Source organism: Hydrogenophaga sp. FG152, assembly GCF_057809615.1.
In genome coordinates this window covers 82,982-99,193 of the sequence record NZ_JBMDKH010000017.1, presented here as the reverse complement: position 1 = coordinate 99,193, position 16,212 = coordinate 82,982, and the positions used below count along the sequence as shown (strand labels likewise).

Sequence of the window (16,212 nt, the reverse complement as noted above, 5' to 3'; positions counted from 1 at the left end):
GATGAGCTTGACCCGGTCCGACTTCCGCTTCTTCCACCGCCTGCGCGTGCGCTGGGCCGAGGTGGACATGCAGAAAATCGTGTTCAACGCACACTATCTGATGTACTTCGACACCGCCATCACCGACTACTGGCGCGCCCTGGCCCTGCCGTACCACGAGACGATGGAGCAGCTCGAAGGCGATCTGTACGTGGTGAAGGCCACCGTGGAGTTCCATGCCTCCGCGCGGGTGGACGACCAGATCGACGTGGCCATGAAGTGCAGCCGCATCGGAACCTCGTCGCTCAGCTTCACCGGCGCGATCTTTCGCGGTGACGAGCACCTGATCAGCGGCGAGCTGATCTACGTGTTCGCCGACCCCGCCACGCAGAAGTCCCGCCCGGTGCCGCCCGCGCTGCGCGAGGCCCTCAACGGTTACGAGGCCGGCGAGCCCATGAGCTCGGTGCGCGTGGGACCCTGGAGCGAACTCGGCCCCGACGCACAGCGCCTGCGCACGGCGGTGTTCGTGGAGGAACAGCGCATCCCCAAGGAACTCGAATGGGACGAAGCCGATGCGGTCGCGCTGCACGCCGTGGCCTACAACCGCCTGGGCCGCGCGGTGGCCACGGGGCGCATGCTGCCGCACGAACCGGGCGTGGCGCGCATCGGCCGCATGGCGGTGGAGCGTTCGTTGCGGGGCGGGCGGTTGGGGCGGGACGTGCTGCACGCATTGATGGGCGCGGCCCGCGAGCGCGGCGACACCGAAGTGATGCTGCACGCCCAGCGCAGCGCCGAGGGCTTCTACACCCGGCTGGGCTTCGACCGCCGGGGAGAGGCCTTCGAAGAGGCCGGCATCCCGCACCAGGAAATGGTCGCGAAGCTCTGAACCGGCGGGCCCTTCACCACACCAGCGTTTCGCGCCGGTGGGGCACGGCCTCGAACGGGCCGCCCAGTGCCGCGTGGTCGTGTGTCCACTCGTCCATGCGCACCTCCCAGCCCTGGTCGGCGCCGGGCCGCGCGCTCACCACCAGGCTGCTGCGGGTGCCGTAGGCACGGTCGGGCATGTGCACGAAGGGGCTGGAGAGTGCGCGCTCCATGTCGTCGGGCACGCCGGTGTGCGGCAGTTCGCGCACTTCGGCCTGCGCGCGGTCGGTGAGCGTGCGCGCCAGCGGCTGCAGCCAGTCGTCCGAGGCGCAGCGCTGGTGCAGGCCCACCAGCGCGTCGGCCACGGCCCGCTTGAGGCGCTGGGTCTTGGGCCAGGGCGTGTCCAGGCTGGCGTTGGACAGGCCATAGACACCAGCCTCCAGTGCCTTGCGGTACAGCCCGGGCGAGCGCGCCTCGTGCGGTGCATCGGGGTGGCGGTTGCTCAGCCAGGTCCAGCGGTGGCGGTGGAAGTCGCCCACCACCAGGTTGAAGCCGCCGTAGGCGCCGGGATCGATCGTGGTGGCGAGTTGGTCCGCGTCGTGCTCGTCGCTCTGGCCCTGCAGCCAGCGCGTGACCAGCTCACCCCGGCTGCGCGGGCCCGGGCCGGCCTGCGTCTGCCGCACATTGGTGAGCATGGCGACCCGGCCACGAGGGCTCAAACCGAGCCAGGTACCGCCGTCGCGCAGGTCGCGCCCGGCCACGATCTCGGTGCCGTCGGCCAGGGTCCAGCGGTGCAGGGCTTCGGTCGGCCGGTCCAGGAACTCGTCGCGGTTGGCCGCGATGAGCAGGGGACAGCCCGGGTCGGCATGCAGGGCAAAGGCGATCAGACACATGGCGCACCCGCCGCGTTGCTCAGATGTCGTCCAGCAAGGGGTAGGGCAGGGGCAGCAGTTGCAGCGCCGGGCCCTGCGCGCCGCCGATGTGCAGGCTGCCTTGCGCGGCCGCGCGGGTCTGCAGCGAGACGATGGCATCGAAACCACCCGAAGGATGGGCCGCCGCCTGCACCACGGTGCCGCAGGGTTGTTCGGCGTCGACGTCATGGAACACATCCTGGCCGGCCGCCATGGGTGTCTGGCCATGCACCAGATAGGCGCGGCGCTTGAGTGTGCCGCGAAACTGGCTGCGGGCCACCACCTCCTGCCCGGGGTAGCAGCCCTTCTTGAAGTTCACGCCCCCGACCGATTCGTAGTTCAGCATCTGCGGCACAAAGGCCTCGAACACCGGCTGGCTCACGGTGGCCACGCCGCTGCGAACGTCCAGCCATTGCCACAGCGGCTCGGCCATGGCGTCCCCCGCCGGTGCCTGGGTTTGCACAGGCGCAACCCACAGGGCTCGCGCCAGGCCTTCGGCCGGGTACAGGCGCACCACGCTGGCCTCGCCATCGCGCCACTGGCTCCACAAGGTGGGTGGCAGGGCCGGCGGCACGGCGCTGCCCACGAGGCCGAAGAGGGCGTAGGCCTCGCTGGCGTCGCTGAGCCTGGCCTTGGCGCGCAGCACGAACATGGACAGGCGCTTGAGCGTGGTGGCCAGCAGGTCGCGGCTGCAGACCAGCAGGATCTCGTCGGGGCTGCGCTTGAAGCCCACGAAGCTGGCCTGCATGCGGCCCTTGGCCGAGCAGAACGCGGCCAGGCGGGCCTCGGACTGGCCGAGCATGGCGAAATCCTGCGTCAGCTGACCCTGCAGGAACTTCGCGGCGTCTTCGCCTTCCACCCGGATCACACCCAGGTGCGGCAGCGGGGCAACGCCGCTTGTGGCCAGGCCGTCGGGGATGCTGGAGGGGATCGTCGAGGTGCTCATGGCGTCGATTATCATGGCCGGCCCGGTTCCCCGCCGCCCCTCCACGCCTTGTCCCTGCCGAGCCCAAGCCTGTGATCCGTCTCCTGAAAATGTTGCTGGTTGTGTCCCTGCTGCTGGGCATGCTGCTGGCCGCGGGCGGCATGTGGTGGCTGCAGCAACCGCTGCCCCTGGCAGCCAGCACCTCGGCACAGAACCCGCTGCTCGTCACGATCGAGCCCGGGGCCTCGGCCCAGTCGGTGGCCGACACCCTGCAGGCCTCCGGCGTGAACACGCCCTCGCAGTTGCTGTATGCGTGGTTCCGCTTTTCCGGCCAGGCCCGCGACATCAAGGCCGGCACCTACGAAATCGCACCCGGCACCACGCCTCGCGCGTTGCTGTCCAAGCTGGTGCGCGGCGAACAGGCGCTGCGCAGCATCACCCTGCTGGAAGGCTGGAACATCCGCCAGGTGCTGCAGGCCGTGCGCACCTCGCCCGACCTCACGCAGGACATCGAGGGCATGAGCCAGAACGACATCATGGCGCTCATCGGTTACCCGGGCCGGCATCCCGAAGGGCGCTTCTTCCCGGACACCTACCGCGTGGTCACACGCGCCCCGGCCTCCAGCGTGCTGCGCCAGGCCGCGCAGGCCATGGAGCAGCGCCTGACCCAGGTGTGGGAGCAGCGCGACCCGGCATCGCCGCTGCGCACGCCCGATGAAGCGCTCATCCTGGCCAGCATCGTCGAAAAGGAAACCGGCCTCGAGAGCGACCGCCGGCGCGTCGCGGGGGTGTTCTCCAACCGCCTGCGCATCGGCATGCGACTGCAGACCGATCCGGCGGTGATCTACGGCCTGGGCGAACGTTTTGACGGCAACCTGCGCCGGGTCGACCTGCAGACCGACACCGCCTACAACACCTACACCCGCGCCGGCCTGCCGCCCACGCCCATCGCCATTCCGGGCATGGCCTCGCTGCTGGCGGCCGTGCGTCCCCAGCCCACCAACGCCATCTATTTCGTCTCGCGCGGCGACGGCTCCAGCCAGTTCAGCGCCACCCTCGAAGAGCACAATGCCGCGGTCCAGCGCTACATCCTGCGCCGCTGACCCCGTGCAGGCGCTCACCAGATTTCCGAACATGCACTCCGCCGGACTCTTCATCACCTTCGAAGGCATCGACGGCGCGGGCAAGTCCACCCACATCGCCGCGCTGGCCGACGCTTTCCGGGCGGCGGGCCGCAGCGTTGCGCTCACCCGCGAGCCCGGTGGCACCCCGCTGGCGGAAAAGCTCCGCGAACTGGTGCTGAACGACGCCATGGATCCGCTGAGCGAGGCCTTGTTGATGTTCGCGGCGCGCCGCGATCACCTGCAACAGGTCATCGAACCCGCCCTCATGCGTGGCGAGGTGGTGCTGTGCGACCGGTTCACCGACGCCACCTTCGCCTACCAGGGCAGCGGACGGGGGTTCGACCTCGCGGTCCTGCGGCAACTCGAGCGCTGGGTCCAGGGGCAGCCTGGCACGGACGCGCTTCGCCAACCCGACCTCACGGTGTGGTTCGACCTGCCGCCCGCCGTGGCCGCGCAGCGCTTGGCCTGCGCCCGCGTGCCCGACCGTTTCGAGTCGCAGCCGCAGGCGTTCTTCGAGCGGGTGGCGGCGGGCTACGCCCAACGCATGGAAGGCGCGCCCGAGCGCTTTGCCCGCATCGCCTCCGACCAGCCCAAGGCCGAGGTCTGGCAGCAGGTGCGTCAGGCGTTCGAACAGCGTGGCTGGCTTCAACCCACCGAGGCCCGCGCATGAGCCAGCTCGCCCCCTGGCTGCAGAAACAGCTGCGCGGCCTGCTGGCCCAGCGCGGCCACGCCTTGCTGCTGTCCGGCCCGTCGGGCCTGGGCCAGTACGACCTCGCGCTGGCGCTGGCCCGCGCCTGGCTGTGCGAGCAGCCGACCCCCGATGGGGCCTGCGGCGTCTGTGGCAGCTGCCATGCGATCGACGTGCGCACCCATGCCGACCTGTGCGCGCTCATGCCCGAGACCCTGAGCCTGGAACTCGGCTGGCCGCTGGACGAGGGCGCGCAGAAAGAAATCGACGACAAGAAGCGCAAGGCCAGCAAGCTCATCCGGGTGGAGGCGGCGCGCGAGGCGGTGGGCTTCACGCAGTTCACGCGCTCGCGCGGCCGCACCAAGGTGATCCTGGTGCACCCGGCCGAGCGCATGAACATCGAGTCGGCCAACACCTTGCTCAAGACGCTGGAAGAACCGGTGGGGGAAGTGCGCTTCGTGCTCTCCACCGAAGCCGCGCACCAGCTGCTGCCCACCATCCGCAGCCGCTGCCAGACCCACAGCATGGTGTGGCCCGAGGAGGCCGAGGCGCTGGACTGGCTGGTGCAACAGGCCACCGACGGCAACAAGGCGGTGGACCGCGCGCAGGCCGCCGTGTGGCTGCAGGCCGCCGGTGGTCGGCCCGACGATGCCCTGGCCTGGGCGGCCACCGGTTTGCAGGGCGCGACCTGGGCACAACTGCCCCAGGCGCTGGCCCGGGGCGACTGGGGCACCCTCAATGGATGGCCGCCGGCCCAGCAACTCGCCGTGCTGCAGAAGCTGTGCCACGACCTCATGGCCCGGGCCGCAGGCGCGCCCGCGCGCTTTTTCCAGACCGATCAACTGCCCCCCGCACCCCGCTGGGGTGCGCTGGCGCAGTGGTCGCGCGAGCTCATGAGCGCCGCACGCTCGGTCGAACACCCCTACAACGCCGGCCTGATGCAGGAAGCCTGGGCGGCGCGCACCCGGCAGGTGCTGGCCAGCGGGGCGGCGCGCAAGGGCTGACGCACGGCCTTAAAACCACCCGCGCGGCAGGGTATTGCCGCTAAACTCGCCAACCATGAGCACCTCCCCCCCTCCATCGGCTGCGGCGGCGCGGCCGAGCGTGATCCAGCTCTCCATCAAGGAAAAGGCGGCGCTGTACGCCGCGTACATCCCCTTGTTCGCCGACGGCGGCATCTTCATCCCTTCTTCGCGCGAGTACCGCCTGGGCGACGATGTGTACGTGCTGCTCAGCCTGCCCGACGACCCGCAGCGTTACCCGGTCGCGGGCAAGGTGGCCTGGGTCACCCCCGCCAAGGCCCAGGGCGCCCGCACGCAGGGCGTGGGCATCCGGTTCCCGGCAGACGAGAAGTCGCGCCAGCTCAAATTGAAGATCGAGGAGATCCTGGGCTCCAGCCTCGGTTCCGACCGCGCCACCCAGACACTCTGACACACCGATTCCCGGCCAGCCGATGCGGCGCACAATGCGGTGCCCATCGGCTTTTTCATGCCGGCACCTTTTCCGTATGTTCACCGACTCCCACTGCCACCTCAGCTTTCCCGAGCTCCGGGCCCAACTGCCCGACATCCTCGACGCCATGTCGCAAGCCCAGGTCGACCGGGCCCTGTGCATCTGCACCACGCTGGAAGAATTCGAAGACGTCTACAGCCTCGCCCGCGACCACGACCACCTCTGGTCCACTGTCGGGGTGCACCCCGACAGCGACGAGGTGCAGGAGCCGACGCTCGACGACCTGCTGGAACGCGCGGCCCGCCCTCGGGTGGTGGGCATCGGTGAAACCGGGCTGGACTACTACCGCCTGGGCGACCGCACGGTGGCCGACATGGAATGGCAGCGCGAGCGGTTTCGCGTCCACATCCGCGCCGCCCGCCAGACCGCGCTGCCCCTGGTGATCCACACCCGCAGCGCGTCCGACGACACGGTGGCGATCCTGCGCGAGGAGGGCGGTTTCGCCTCCGGCACCGCCGCCGGGCTGGCGCCGGCAAAAGGGGTTTTCCACTGCTTCACCGAAAGCATGACGGTGGCCCGTGCCGCACTCGACCTTGGCTTTTTCATTTCTTTCTCCGGCATCCTGACGTTTCGCACCGCGGCCGATCTGCGCGAGGTGGCCGCCTATGTGCCGCTGGACCGCACCCTCATCGAAACCGACAGCCCCTACCTCGCACCCGTGCCCTACCGCGGCAAGACAAACACGCCGGCTTACGTGCCCTGGGTCGCCAAGCAGGTCGCCGAGCTCAAGGGACTCAGCGTGGAGGCCGTGGCGGAAGCCACCAGCCGCAATTTCGAGCAGCTGTTTGACCAGGTGACCGCTGCTCCATCGGCACAAATTTCCTCATCCAATACATGAGAAATCTTAAAAAGTACATTGTTTTTAAATGGATCGCTGCTCTGATCCTGGCGTGCACGGGTTCGGTCTGGGCCAGCTCGTTCGACGACTTCTTCATCGCCATCGCGAAAGACGACGTCGCCACCGTGCGGCAGCTCGGGCAGCGGGGTTTCGACCTGAACACCCGCAACGCCGCAGGCGAGCATGCCTTGTACCTTGCGATTCGCGGCGACGCGCCGCAGGTGACCGACTTTCTGCTGAGCCAGAACAAGGTGGACGTGGAGGCTCGCACCAGCAAGGATGAGAGCCCCCTGATGATCGCGGCGATCAAAGGCCAGCTGGATCTGGCCAAACGGCTGATCGCGCGCAAGGCCGAGGTCAACAAGCCGGGCTGGACGCCCTTGCACTATGCCGCCAGCCACGCCGGCGACAACAGCGCGGCCATGGTGCGGCTGCTGCTCGAACACCACGCCTACATCGACGCCGAGTCGCCCAACAAGACCACGCCCCTCATGATGGCCGCCCAATACGGCAGCGCGGGCGTGGTCAAGCTGTTGCTGGAGGAGGGCGCCGACCCGCTGCTCAGGAACGAACGGGGACTGACCGCGATTGATTTCGCGCGGCAGGCGAATCGGCAGGCTTCCGCCGATATCATTGCGGCCTTTGTGCGCGCCCAGCAGCCCAAAGGCAAGTGGTGAAGCCAGGCCTGCGACCCGCAGGCTCTGGTCGAACTGGCCTGGAGTAGGTGTAACCCACATGCGCCAAATGGCGCGGCCGCATCAAAATCGCCCCCGACACCCACAAATTGAGGAGACGCCGTGAAATTGGCAAGCCAAAAGGACTTTTTCTCTGGACTCATGTTCACCATCGTTGGCATCACGTTTGCCATCGGAGCGACCAACTTCACGGTTGGCAGCGCGGCGCGCATGGGCCCAGGCTACTTCCCACTGTTGCTAGGCATCGTCCTGGCGGGGCTGGGACTGATCGTGACGCTGCAGTCGTTCAAGAGCAAGGCCATCGATGGTGACCCCATCGGCAGCATTGCCTGGCGCCCCCTGGGCTTCATCATCGGCGCCAACCTGGCTTTCGGCATCCTGCTCGTCGGCCTGCCAAGCGTGGGCCTTCCCGCCTTCGGTCTGATCGTCGCGATCTATGCACTGGTCCTCATCGCCGGCTACGCGCGCCCCAACTCCAGCCTCAAGGAGTCGGTGATCCTCGCGACCATCCTTGCCGTCGGCAGCTACGGCGCCTTTGTCTACGCATTGAATCTGCAGTTCCCGGTGTGGCCTGCGTTCCTGACCGCCTGATCCGGAGACTCTTTTCATGGAACTTTTTGACCATCTGGCGCTGGGCTTCGGCGTCGCCTTCACTTTCCAGAACATCCTCTACGCCCTGGTGGGTTGCTTGCTGGGCACCCTGATCGGCGTGCTGCCCGGCATCGGCCCGGTTGCCACCATCGCCATGCTGCTGCCCGCCACCTACGGCCTGCCGCCCGTGGCCGCACTGATCATGCTGGCCGGTATCTACTACGGCGCGCAGTATGGTGGTTCCACCACCGCCATTCTGGTCAACCTGCCCGGCGAATCGTCGTCGGTGGTGACCGTGATCGACGGCCACCAGATGGCGAAGAAGGGCCGGGCAGGCCCTGCGCTGGCGGCCGCTGGTCTGGGTTCGTTCTTTGCGGGTTGCGTCGGCACCTTGGTGCTGGCCGCGTTCGCGCCGCCGCTGACCGAGGTGGCCCTGAGCTTCGGCCCCGCCGAGTACTTCTCGCTCATGATCGTGGGCCTGATCGGCGCCGTGGTGCTGGCTTCGGGTTCGCTCGTCAAGGCGCTGGCCATGATCGTGCTGGGCCTGCTGCTGGGCCTGGTGGGCACCGACGTGAACTCGGGCGTGGCGCGCTTCAGCTTCGACGTGCCTGAGCTCACCGACGGCATCAGCTTCGTCGTGATCGCCATGGGCGTGTTCGGCTACGGCGAGATCATCCACAACCTGTCCCACCCCGAAGGCGAGCGCCAGGTGTTCACCGACAAGGTGCACGGCCTGATGCCCACCAAGGAGGACTTCAAGAACATGCTGCCGGCGGTCCTGCGTGGCACGGCCCTGGGTTCGGCGCTGGGCATCCTGCCTGGCGGTGGTGCGCTGCTGTCGGCTTTCGCGGCCTACACGATCGAGAAGAAGGTCAAGCTCAAGCCCGGAGAGATCCCGTTCGGCAAGGGCAACATCCGTGGCGTGGCCGGCCCCGAGTCCGCCAACAACGCCGGTGCGCAGACCTCGTTCATCCCGTTGCTCACGCTGGGCATTCCGCCCAACGCCGTGATGGCGCTGATGGTCGGTGCCATGACCATCCACAACATCCAGCCGGGCCCGCAGGTCATGACCAGCAACCCGGAACTGTTCTGGGGCCTGATCGCTTCCATGTGGATCGGCAACGCCATGCTGATCATCTTGAACCTGCCGCTGATCGGCATGTGGATCAAGCTGCTGGCCGTGCCCTACCGCTGGCTGTTCCCGGCCATCGTGCTGTTCTGCGCGATCGGTGTGTACTCGACCAACAACAACAGTTTCGACATCTGGATGGTGGCGCTGTTCGGTGTGATCGGCTACATCTTCATCAAGCTCGGTTGCGAGCCGGCGCCCTTGCTGCTCGGCTTCATCCTGGGCCCGATGATGGAGGAGTACCTGCGCCGCGCCCTGCTGATCTCGCGTGGCGACTGGTCGGTCTTCGTGACCCGCCCGATCTCCGCCTCCTTGCTGGCCGTGGCCGTGGCCTTGCTGCTCATCGTGCTGCTGCCATCGATCAAGAAGAAGCGCGAAGAAGCCTTCGTCGAGGACTGAAGCACCGGGCGCACCGCGCGCCCAATCTCTTCATCAAGCCCGGGCCGCTGCAAAGTGGCCCGGGCTTTTTTTGGCCATGATCTTCGTTCGAAAGCTAGATGTAGAAATTTCGATAAGGCCACCGTATTTCCCTTGAAAATCAACCTCATGCAGAAGAATGTGCTCACCGCTATATATACTTTGATATTGCGATTCACCGCCTTCCATGAGATGCCCATGAAAACTTTTGCCGCCCGCTCTCTGGCCTTCGCTCTGGCCGCCGGCTTGGCTTTCGCCTCGCACGCGGCCGACGTCACGGTTTCGGCCGCGGCCAGCCTGACCAACGCCTTCCGCGAAATCGCGCCCCTGTTCGAATCGGCGAATCCCGGCACCAAGGTGCAACTCAACTTCGCCGCTTCGGGCGCCTTGCTGCAGCAGATCGCCAAGGGCGCGCCGGCCGATGTCTTTGCCAGCGCCGACCAGGAAACCATGGACCAGGCCCAAACCCAGGGTCTGGTGAAGGAAGCCCGGCGCCGCAACTTCGTGTCCAACGCCCTGGTGGTCATCGTGCCCAGCGCCAGCGCCAACGTGCCGAAATCGACCAACGATCTCACCCAGCCGGCCTATGCCCGCATCGCGATCGGTCTTCCCGCCAGCGTGCCGGTGGGCCGCTACACCAAGGGCGTGCTGCAAGCCGCCAACCTCTGGGGCGCGATCGAACCCAAGATGATCGGCGCCACCAACGTCCGCCAGGCCTTGGACTACGTGGCGCGAGGGGAGGTTGACGCCGGCTTCGTCTATTCGACGGACGCCGCCATCATGCTGGACAAGGTGAAGGTCGCGCTCACGGTGCCGACGCCCAAGCCCATCCTGTACCCCGTGGCACCGCTGCCCGCTGGTCCCAATGCGACGCAGGGTGAGAAGTTCGTCGACTTCCTGTTCACGCCGCCGGCCCAGGCCATCCTCAGCAAGCACGGCTTCGGCAAGCCCTGATTTCGAGAACCGGAACGCCCCGTGGCCGAAGCCTGGATACCCCTCGCGCTCACCCTCAAAGTGGCGGGCTGGGCCACCGCCATCAACCTGCTGCTCGGTGTGGGCGTGGGCTACGCGCTGGCTCGGTGGCGCTTCCCCGGCCGCGAGGTGATCGACGCCGCGCTGACGCTGCCCATGGTGATGCCACCGACGGTGCTGGGCTACTACCTGCTGGTGGTCATCGGCACCCACGGCGTGCTGGGTGCCTGGCTGCTCGAACACTTCGGCCTGCGTCTCATCTTCACGGTGCCGGCCGCCATCATCGCGGCCACCATCGTGTCCTTCCCCCTGGTGTTCAAGGCCGCGCGCGCGGCTTTCGAAACGGTGGACCCTCAACTGGAGGATGCGGCCCGCACCCTCGGCATCAACGAATGGGCGGTGTTCTTCCGGGTGTCGTTGCCTCTGGCGTGGCGCGGCATTCTCGCGGGCCTGCTGCTGTCGTTCGCCCGGGCGCTGGGCGAGTTCGGCGCCACGCTGATGGTGGCCGGCAGCATCGCGGGCAAGACGCAGACCCTCTCCATCGCCGTCTACGAAGCCGTGCAGGCCGGGCAGGATCAAACGGCGAACTTTCTCGTGGCGGTGACCTCGATCACCTGCATGGTGGTGCTGCTGAGCGCGGGCCGCCTGGTGCCGGGCCGCGTGGCCGCGCGGGCTTGAGATGCACCGGAACAACACGCTTCCTCTGACCATGGCATCCTCCCGCATGCATGGCGATACCGATGCACAGGCGCCGGCCACGGTGTGGGACGTGAGGCTGCGCAAGCTCCTGCGGCAAGGAGACTCGCAGTTCGAGCTCGATGTGAGCTTCCAGACCTCGGCCCAACGCGTGGTGATTTTTGGCCCATCGGGGGCCGGCAAAACCCAGACGCTGCGCATGATCGCGGGCCTTGGAACACCGGACGAGGCGAGGGTGGTGGTGGCTGGGCAGGTGCTCTGCGACACCGCCCGAGGCCTGGTCGCTGCGCCACAGGAACGGCATCTCGCCTACGTGTTCCAGGAGTACGCACTGTTTCCCCACCTGACCGTCGTCCAGAACGTGGCCTTCGCCTTGCGACGGGGTTGGAAGAACCCGAACAAGGCCATCGCGGACGAAAGCGTGCAGCGCTGGATTTCAACGTTCCACCTGGAATCGGTGGCGGGTCACTATCCCCACCAGATTTCCGGCGGGCAACGACAGCGCACCGCGCTGGCCCGGGCCTTGGTCACCAGCCCGCGCGCCTTGTTGCTGGACGAACCGTTTGCGGCCCTGGACAAGGGACTGCGGCAGCGCCTGAGAGACGAACTCAAGGCGCTGCAGATACAGATCCAGCTGCCGATGCTGCTGATCACCCACGACGACGACGACGTGAACTGCCTGGCGGAGCAGGTGATCTGCATCGACGGAGGTCGGGTCGTCGACGGTCCCCGAACGCCGCAGAATCAGGTCTGGACGGCTTAGACAAACAGGGATGGGCATGGTGACAAGAAGGCGCAAAGGCGGCGATCGGCTGGATGTCCGCGGATCGATCTGGATCTCGGTCGGTGGAGACAGCCTGGGTGGGCATGGGCGGGTGGCTTTGCTCCGCGCCGTCGACCAGCACGGCTCCATCACACAGGCCGCCAAGGCCTTCGGCATGAGCTACAAGGCCGCCTGGGATGCCATCAACAGGATGAACGAGCTGTCTCGAACGCCCCTGATCGAGCGCGCCGTCGGTGGCAGAGGAGGTGGGTCCACCCGCTTGACCGAGCACGGCCGAAGGTTGATCGAGCGCTATGAACAGGTGGATGCCATTCACCAACGTTTTGTCGAACTTCTGGACCAGGGCGCGATGGACTTGGATCAGGCGTTCTCCCTTTTGAAGGTACTGAACATGAAGACCAGCGCGCGCAACCAGTGGATGGGAAAAGTCACGGCGGTGCGCTCGGGCGCGGTCAACGACGAGGTCGAAGTGACCTTGCCTGGTGGACAGCGGCTCGCGGCCATCATCACCCGGGAAAGCACACAAGCCCTTGGACTCAAGACCGAACAAACGGTGATCGCTTTGGTGAAAGCCTCGTCCGTGCTGCTGGCCACCGACCTGCAAGGTGCCAGGATTTCGGCGCGTAACCGCATCGAAGGCAAGGTGCACGCGCTGGTGCCGGGCGCGGTGAACGCGGAAGTCACCCTCAAGACCGAGGATGGCCTGGAGGTCGTCGCGATCGTCACGCAAGGCGCTGTCGCCGAACTTGCGCTGACATCAGGTGCATCCGCAACGGCGCTGGTGAAAGCTTCGGATGTGATTCTGGCTGTCGCGAGCTGAGTTCGAGGCGGGGCCGTTTTCGGCCCGGGACAGAGGCCTCGGGGCCTGGGATGCTGGGTTTCAGCCATCCCTTGAATATTCCACGATGTATATTATGTCAAATTACCTGCGGGCGCTTTTCCTGCGATTGGTTCGAGTGAGCCGACACAAAGTATCAGCGTGAATCTGCACGCCCGCGACACAAAAAGGCTACTGGGGGGTTTTCGGACTGTTGAATTCCATTGATCTCTGACCCGAGATTTCCATCGAATACTGACCCACCCGCTTTGTGAGCAAAGCAGCTCACGGTGTGGATAAGTGCTTCGTTTTCTCCTTTTCAGACTTAGGGCTTGCTGAGCTGTTTTTGAACCGATAGCTGTCGTTTCCGGTCTCCAGGATGTGGCATCGGTGAGTCAGCCGGTCCAAGAGCGCGGTCTGTGTGGAGCTGCAGCAAAGTGCGCCGCTGTTTGCGCGACTTTGTTGCCTCGATCGACAGCCACGTGGAGAGTTTTTCAGCGTAAGGGTCGAGCTTGCTGGAGCTCGCACGCTTGGCGTAGCGGGGCTCTTCATCGCCCGCCCGCAGGTACTTCTTAACGGTGTTGCGAGCCAGGCCTGTACGCCTGGAGATCTCGCGGATGGACATCTGCTCGCGCAGTGCCCAGCGTCTTATGACACTCAAAGTCGCCACGTCTATCACTCCTGAAATCTCCTGCTGCCAAAAGCAGCAGGATAGGGTTCTTACGTGGGTCAGCTTTCAATGGAAATTGCTGCTCTAACTGGGTCAGTTTTCAGTGGAAGACAACAGCGTTGTCACCCTCAATCGACCTGAACGTCTCAACGCCATCGGCAAAGAGCTCTTGCGCGATTTCCACGAAGCGATGGTGTCCGCCCAGTCAGACCCGAACACCCGAGCCATTGTTCTCACTGGAGCCGGCCGCGCATTCTGCGCGGGTGACGACCTGAAGGAGTTCGATGAGCAGACCACATCTTCCGAGGCCATCGCCGGCGTTTGCGATGACATCCAACAGATTACACGCGACATCATGTTTGGAAACAAGTTGGTCGTGGGGGCAGTACACGGATACGCGGTCGGCGGAGGCTTCGAATGGGTGCTCAACTGCGACATGGTGGTCGCCGCTGATGACTTGGTCTGCTTCTTCCCGGAGATGCAGCTCGGTCACTTTGTCACGGGCGGTGTCACGCATCTTCTTCCGCAGACCCTTGGTTATCAACGCGCCATGGAAATGATGGTTCTGGGGGACCGCGTGGACGCAGCCAAGCTCCATCAACTGGGCCTAGTCAATCGGGTGGTCCCGAAGGACGCGATGCTCGATACCGCAATGACGCTGGCCAATGCAGTAGCAAGCAGGTCTGCCTTCTCCACAGGTCTGCTCAAGAAAATGCTGACCTCGCAACTGAGCCCGTTCCTTTCCTCCGCGCTGGAGTTGGAGCGTCAGGCCGCCATGGCCTGCTTTGGGAACGCAGATACCGCGGAGCGCATCCAGAATTTCACTTCGAAGAAGTGGTCCTGAAGACAGCCAGCACAGCGCAATTTCGAGGAAGGTGACGCGATGATGGTATTGCACCACTGCATGAGTGCGCGCTCGTTCCGGGCGCTGTGGATGCTGGAAGAACTGGGCGTGCCCTACGAGTTGCGCATGCTGGAGTTTCCTCCGCGTGCGCGCGCCAAGCACTTTCTTCAGGAAAATCCTCTGGGCACCGTCCCCTATTTCAGCGATGGCGATGTGCGAATGACAGAGTCCGCGGCGATATGCCAGTACCTGGCCACCCGCTTTTCCGAAGCGGGTCTGGATGTCGGCGTAGAGGACGAAAACTATGGTGCCTACCTGAACTGGCTGCACATGAGCGACGCCACGCTGACCTTTCCGCAGACTCTTGTGCTTCGCTACCGACACTTTGAGCCGCATGAGCGGCGACAACCGGAGGTCGCAGCGGACTATGAAAAGTGGTTTCTCGGGAGACTGCGTGCAGTGGATTCAGCTCTTGAGCACGAGGCGTTTCTCTGTGCTGGACGGTTCACAGCAGCGGATGTTGCGGTCGGCTACGCATTGCTCTTGGCGCAGCATCTCGACCTACATACGTCGTTCACAAGCCGAGTGCAGAGCTACTGGGACCTTCTCCAGCAGCGACGAGGATACCGGCGTGCCCATGAAATTCAGATGGACATTGCGAGAGAGCAGTCAGTGAGCCTCATCCCTGCACCCGCGCTTCGACCGTTTCCAGAACGGGTACGCCAAGCGCGGTGAGCTGCCCAAAAAGAAGGACGCGCTGACCAAGGATCCGCTGCAGCTTGTCCTTGCCACCTGCGACGACTCATTGAAAGGCAAGCGCGATCGCGCCCTCCTCCTCTTCGCCTGGGCCAGTGGTGGGCGCCGGCGCTCCGAGGTGGCTGCGGCCGACATGAAGTTTTTGAAGAACACCGGGCCTGGGGAGTTTTCTTACGAGCTGGCCTTCTCAAAGACCAATCAAAGTGGCGTTGATCGGCCCGAGAACCACAAACCCGTGATTGGGCAAGCTGGTGCTGCGCTGGAAGAGTGGTTGTCGGTGAGTGGGATCCGCGAAGGCGCCCTCTTCCGCCGGGTGCTCAAAGGCGGCCACCTCGGTGGTCCGCTGTCGGCCGCGGCCGTGCGCGACATCGTTCAGGCGCGATGTTTATTGGCAGGGGTTGAGGGGGCATTTTCTGCGCACTCTTTGCGCGCTGGTTTCGTCACCGAAGCGGCCGCGCAAAACGTCTCGCTCGCTGACACGATGGCCATGACGGGCCACCAATCCATTGCCGTGGTTCTCGGATATCACCGTCAGGGCAATCATTTCAAGTCACGTGGCACTCGACTGCTTGAATAGAGTCCCGAAATGACATTGCTTGCGCTTATGGCCTGCCGAAAACGTCGCTCTATTGCTCACCAAGAGGGCGGATCGGTTCCAGCTTGTCGTTGAGGCAACCGAGGACTACGCAATCTACATGTTGGATCCGGATGGGCGCATCGAGTCATGGACCCAGGTGCAATGCGGCTCAAGGGGTACCAAGCTGAGGAGGTGATGGGCAATTCCTACAGCATGTTCTTTCGCCCCCAAGACGTGGCTCAGGGTCTGCCGCAACGGAAACTGGCGCGAGCATGCTTGCATGGAAGGACTGAGGAAGAAGGCCGGCGCGTGCGCAAAGACCGCTCTGTTTTTTGGGCCACCATCATTGGCAGTCGAATCGTTGGCGAGGATGGAATCCTCTCGGCCACGCCAAGATCACTTGAGACATAACGGAGTAGCGCC

18 protein-coding genes and 3 pseudogenes are annotated in these 16,212 nt (G+C 65.3%); 17 read left to right on the top strand and 4 right to left on the bottom strand.

The window, feature by feature from the left end:
- The first annotated feature begins 1 nt into the window (after position 1).
- Complete coding sequence (locus ACODTB_RS19730) at positions 2–865, top strand: YbgC/FadM family acyl-CoA thioesterase (protein ID WP_291119493.1); 864 nt, start codon at positions 2–4, stop codon at positions 863–865.
- A gap of 13 nt (positions 866–878) precedes the next feature.
- Here the strand turns inward: ACODTB_RS19730 and ACODTB_RS19725 are convergent, their stop codons facing one another.
- Complete coding sequence (locus ACODTB_RS19725) at positions 879–1,736, bottom strand: NRDE family protein (RefSeq protein ID WP_291119496.1); 858 nt, start codon at positions 1,734–1,736, stop codon at positions 879–881.
- A 19-nt stretch (positions 1,737–1,755) separates the two neighbouring features.
- A complete protein-coding gene (gene ygfZ, locus ACODTB_RS19720; protein WP_291119498.1) occupies positions 1,756–2,700 on the bottom strand; it encodes a CAF17-like 4Fe-4S cluster assembly/insertion protein YgfZ in 945 nt (314 codons plus the stop codon).
- Between the two features lie 89 nt (positions 2,701–2,789).
- On the opposite strand from ygfZ, the gene mltG reads away from it, so the two are divergent.
- From mltG to ACODTB_RS19660, 12 genes are all read left to right on the top strand, one after another.
- On the top strand, positions 2,790–3,782 hold the full coding sequence (gene mltG, locus ACODTB_RS19715; protein ID WP_291119500.1) for an endolytic transglycosylase MltG: 993 nt from the start codon (positions 2,790–2,792) through the stop codon (positions 3,780–3,782).
- A 31-nt stretch (positions 3,783–3,813) separates the two neighbouring features.
- Complete coding sequence (gene tmk, locus ACODTB_RS19710; RefSeq protein ID WP_291119502.1) at positions 3,814–4,473, top strand: dTMP kinase; 660 nt, start codon at positions 3,814–3,816, stop codon at positions 4,471–4,473.
- A complete protein-coding gene (locus tag ACODTB_RS19705) occupies positions 4,470–5,495 on the top strand; it encodes a DNA polymerase III subunit delta' (protein ID WP_291119504.1) in 1,026 nt (341 codons plus the stop codon). Before tmk ends, ACODTB_RS19705 begins: the two co-directional genes overlap by 4 nt.
- A gap of 55 nt (positions 5,496–5,550) precedes the next feature.
- On the top strand, positions 5,551–5,922 hold the full coding sequence (locus ACODTB_RS19700; RefSeq protein ID WP_291119507.1) for a PilZ domain-containing protein: 372 nt from the start codon (positions 5,551–5,553) through the stop codon (positions 5,920–5,922).
- 76 nt (positions 5,923–5,998) lie between these two features.
- Positions 5,999–6,841 (top strand): TatD family hydrolase, encoded by an 843-nt coding sequence (locus ACODTB_RS19695; protein ID WP_291119510.1) that lies wholly within the window; start codon positions 5,999–6,001, stop codon positions 6,839–6,841.
- Positions 6,838–7,518, top strand: a complete 681-nt coding sequence (locus tag ACODTB_RS19690) for an ankyrin repeat domain-containing protein (protein WP_291119513.1) — start codon at positions 6,838–6,840, stop codon at positions 7,516–7,518. Before ACODTB_RS19695 ends, ACODTB_RS19690 begins: the two co-directional genes overlap by 4 nt.
- Before the next feature lie 120 nt (positions 7,519–7,638).
- The gene (locus ACODTB_RS19685; protein ID WP_291119516.1) at positions 7,639–8,127 is read left to right on the top strand and encodes a tripartite tricarboxylate transporter TctB family protein; all 489 of its coding nucleotides are present in this window, start codon (positions 7,639–7,641) and stop codon (positions 8,125–8,127) included.
- Positions 8,128–8,143: 16 nt separating this feature from the next.
- Positions 8,144–9,655, top strand: a complete 1,512-nt coding sequence (locus ACODTB_RS19680; protein WP_488929668.1) for a tripartite tricarboxylate transporter permease — start codon at positions 8,144–8,146, stop codon at positions 9,653–9,655.
- A 216-nt stretch (positions 9,656–9,871) separates the two neighbouring features.
- Positions 9,872–10,627 (top strand): molybdate ABC transporter substrate-binding protein, encoded by a 756-nt coding sequence (gene modA / locus ACODTB_RS19675; protein ID WP_488929667.1) that lies wholly within the window; start codon positions 9,872–9,874, stop codon positions 10,625–10,627.
- Positions 10,628–10,648: 21 nt separating this feature from the next.
- On the top strand, positions 10,649–11,323 hold the full coding sequence (gene modB, locus ACODTB_RS19670; RefSeq protein ID WP_488929666.1) for a molybdate ABC transporter permease subunit: 675 nt from the start codon (positions 10,649–10,651) through the stop codon (positions 11,321–11,323).
- A 31-nt stretch (positions 11,324–11,354) separates the two neighbouring features.
- Positions 11,355–12,104, top strand: coding sequence for an ABC transporter ATP-binding protein (locus ACODTB_RS19665; RefSeq protein WP_488929665.1), 750 nt, complete (start codon positions 11,355–11,357; stop codon positions 12,102–12,104).
- A gap of 10 nt (positions 12,105–12,114) precedes the next feature.
- Positions 12,115–12,945, top strand: coding sequence for a TOBE domain-containing protein (locus tag ACODTB_RS19660; RefSeq protein ID WP_488929664.1), 831 nt, complete (start codon positions 12,115–12,117; stop codon positions 12,943–12,945).
- A 282-nt stretch (positions 12,946–13,227) separates the two neighbouring features.
- Here the strand turns inward: ACODTB_RS19660 and ACODTB_RS19655 are convergent.
- Positions 13,228–13,359 (bottom strand): annotated as a pseudogene (locus tag ACODTB_RS19655) (ATP-binding protein); the annotation flags it as partial.
- Positions 13,352–13,621, bottom strand: a pseudogene (locus ACODTB_RS19650) (IS21 family transposase); the annotation flags it as partial. The pseudogenes ACODTB_RS19650 and ACODTB_RS19655, both read right to left, overlap by 8 nt.
- 94 nt (positions 13,622–13,715) lie before the next feature.
- On the opposite strand from ACODTB_RS19650, the gene ACODTB_RS19645 reads away from it, so the two are divergent.
- From ACODTB_RS19645 to ACODTB_RS19630, 4 genes and pseudogenes are all read left to right on the top strand, one after another.
- Positions 13,716–14,456 carry an enoyl-CoA hydratase/isomerase family protein gene (locus ACODTB_RS19645; RefSeq protein WP_488929663.1) on the top strand — a complete coding sequence of 247 codons (741 nt, stop codon included), beginning with the start codon at positions 13,716–13,718 and terminating at the stop codon, positions 14,454–14,456.
- A gap of 39 nt (positions 14,457–14,495) precedes the next feature.
- Positions 14,496–15,191: a glutathione S-transferase family protein gene (locus ACODTB_RS19640; protein WP_488929662.1), complete on the top strand. Its 696-nt coding sequence runs from the start codon at positions 14,496–14,498 to the stop codon at positions 15,189–15,191.
- Positions 15,160–15,789, top strand: a pseudogene (locus ACODTB_RS19635) (site-specific integrase); the annotation flags it as partial. The gene ACODTB_RS19640 and the pseudogene ACODTB_RS19635, both read left to right, overlap by 32 nt.
- A 147-nt stretch (positions 15,790–15,936) precedes the next feature.
- Entirely contained in the window at positions 15,937–16,200 is a 264-nt protein-coding gene (locus tag ACODTB_RS19630) for a PAS domain-containing protein (protein ID WP_488929661.1), read from the top strand.
- Positions 16,201–16,212 lie beyond the last annotated feature (12 nt).

Coding starts and splice junctions, on each gene's coding strand:
- ACODTB_RS19730 (WP_291119493.1), top strand. CDS start 2: ATGAGCTTGACCCGGTCCGACTTCCGCTTCTTCCACCGCCTGCGCGTG.
- ACODTB_RS19725 (WP_291119496.1), bottom strand. CDS start 1,736: ATGTGTCTGATCGCCTTTGCCCTGCATGCCGACCCGGGCTGTCCCCTG.
- ygfZ (WP_291119498.1), bottom strand. CDS start 2,700: ATGAGCACCTCGACGATCCCCTCCAGCATCCCCGACGGCCTGGCCACA.
- mltG (WP_291119500.1), top strand. CDS start 2,790: ATGTTGCTGGTTGTGTCCCTGCTGCTGGGCATGCTGCTGGCCGCGGGC.
- tmk (WP_291119502.1), top strand. CDS start 3,814: ATGCACTCCGCCGGACTCTTCATCACCTTCGAAGGCATCGACGGCGCG.
- ACODTB_RS19705 (WP_291119504.1), top strand. CDS start 4,470: ATGAGCCAGCTCGCCCCCTGGCTGCAGAAACAGCTGCGCGGCCTGCTG.
- ACODTB_RS19700 (WP_291119507.1), top strand. CDS start 5,551: ATGAGCACCTCCCCCCCTCCATCGGCTGCGGCGGCGCGGCCGAGCGTG.
- ACODTB_RS19695 (WP_291119510.1), top strand. CDS start 5,999: ATGTTCACCGACTCCCACTGCCACCTCAGCTTTCCCGAGCTCCGGGCC.
- ACODTB_RS19690 (WP_291119513.1), top strand. CDS start 6,838: ATGAGAAATCTTAAAAAGTACATTGTTTTTAAATGGATCGCTGCTCTG.
- ACODTB_RS19680 (WP_488929668.1), top strand. CDS start 8,144: ATGGAACTTTTTGACCATCTGGCGCTGGGCTTCGGCGTCGCCTTCACT.
- modA (WP_488929667.1), top strand. CDS start 9,872: ATGAAAACTTTTGCCGCCCGCTCTCTGGCCTTCGCTCTGGCCGCCGGC.
- ACODTB_RS19665 (WP_488929665.1), top strand. CDS start 11,355: ATGGCATCCTCCCGCATGCATGGCGATACCGATGCACAGGCGCCGGCC.
- ACODTB_RS19660 (WP_488929664.1), top strand. CDS start 12,115: ATGGGCATGGTGACAAGAAGGCGCAAAGGCGGCGATCGGCTGGATGTC.
- ACODTB_RS19640 (WP_488929662.1), top strand. CDS start 14,496: ATGATGGTATTGCACCACTGCATGAGTGCGCGCTCGTTCCGGGCGCTG.
- ACODTB_RS19630 (WP_488929661.1), top strand. CDS start 15,937: ATGGACCCAGGTGCAATGCGGCTCAAGGGGTACCAAGCTGAGGAGGTG.